Origin of the sequence: Mitsuaria sp. RG (assembly GCF_028369275.1) — a bacterium.
GTDB lineage: Bacteria > Pseudomonadota > Gammaproteobacteria > Pseudomonadales > Pseudomonadaceae > Aquipseudomonas > Aquipseudomonas peradeniyensis.
On sequence record NZ_JAQMYQ010000103.1, the window covers coordinates 1 to 1672 of the forward strand.

The window sequence follows — 1672 nt, forward strand, 5'->3', positions numbered from 1 at the left end:
TCCTGCCGGTAGCGCCAGCGGCACCTTCACCATCACTGCACCGGACGACGTATTCGTCGGTGGCCAGCCGAGCATCGTCAACAAGATCGAGTCGGTTACCGGTGGTGATAACTTCGAGAAGCTGACTCTCGGCGACAACTCGGTCACCACAAAGGTGACTGACGAGCCAGGCACTGGCACTCCAGGCACCGACAACCAGGGCGACAAGGTCACCGTCACCATCGTCGGCAAAGGCGATGTCACCGAAGACCAGCAGCCAGCCTTCACCGTCAAGGTCAGCCAGAAACTGGACCACGACCTGACGGTCACCCTGTCCAACGGCGACAAGGTGGTGATCCCAGCAGGCCAGACCGAAACCGAATACAAAGCCAAAGCCCAGGGTGATGACGTCTTCAAGGACGGCGACACCCTGACCGTCGGCATCACCGATGCTGCCGTCGATGGCAAGGCCTTCGAGAATCTGGAGCTGGGTGGCAATGCCTCGGTTCAGATCACCGACACAGTAAGCGAAGTCGTCGCGACCCTGACCGCCGACAAGACTACCGTCACCGAAGGTGGCCAGATCACTTACACAGTGACCCTGACCAATGCCCAGGGCCTGTCGGTCACCGGCCACAATGGCCTGACCTTCACCCTGTCGGACGGCACCAAAGTCACCGTTCCAGCCGGCAGCGCCAGCGGTACCTTCACCATCACCGCCCCGAGCGATGTATTCGTCGGCGGCCAGCCCTCGATCGTGAACAAGCTTGAAGGTGTCAGCGGCGCGGACAACTTCGAGAAGCTGACGCTCGGCAAGGAAACACTCACCACCACCGTCACTGATGATCCGGATACCGGCAACAAGGTGTCCGTCACTATCGTCAGCAACGGCGATGTCACCGAAGACCTGCAGCCGTCCTTTACCGTCAAGGTCAACCAGAAGCTGGACCAGGACCTGACCGTCACCCTGAGCAATGGCGCCAAGGTGGTGATTCCGGCTGGCCAGACCCAGGTCGAGTACAAGGCGGATGCCCAGGGCGATGACGTCTTCAAGGATGGCAGCTCGCTGACCGTCGGCATCACTGATGCAGTCGTTGATGGCAAGACCTTCGAAAATCTGGAACTGGGCGGCAATGCCACCGTACAGATCAGCGATACCGTCAGCGAAGTCGTCGCGACCCTCACCGCCGACAAGACTACCGTCACCGAAGGTGGCCAGATCACCTACACCGTGACGCTGACCAACGCCCAGGGTCTGCCGGTCAACGGCCATAACGGCCTGACCTTCACCCTGTCGGACGGCACCAAGGTCACCATTCCGGCTGGCAGCGCCAGCGGCACCTTCACCATCACTGCCCCTGACGACGTGTTCGTCGGCGGCCAGCCTTCGATCGTCAACAAGATCGAGTCGGTTACCGGTGGTGATAACTTCGAGAAGCTGACCCTCGGCGACAACACGATCACTACGACCGTGACCGACGAGCCAGGCACCGGCACTCCAGGCACCGACAACCAGGGCGACAAGGTCACCGTGACCATCGTCGGCAAAGGCGATGTCACCGAAGACCAGCAGCCAGCCTTCACCGTCAAGGTCAGCCAGAAGCTCGACCACGACCTGACCGTGACCCTGTCGAACGGCGACAAAGTCGTCATTCCAGCCGGTCAGACCGAAGCCGAGTACAAAGCCAAGGCC

Annotated in this window: 1 protein-coding gene; it reads left to right on the top strand. The window is 60.9% G+C overall.

Annotation, left to right across the window (positions count from 1 at the left end):
* Nucleotides 1–1672, top strand: a 1672-nt coding sequence (locus tag POF53_RS25850; RefSeq protein ID WP_337994575.1) for an immunoglobulin-like domain-containing protein, incomplete at both ends; no start/stop codon positions are given.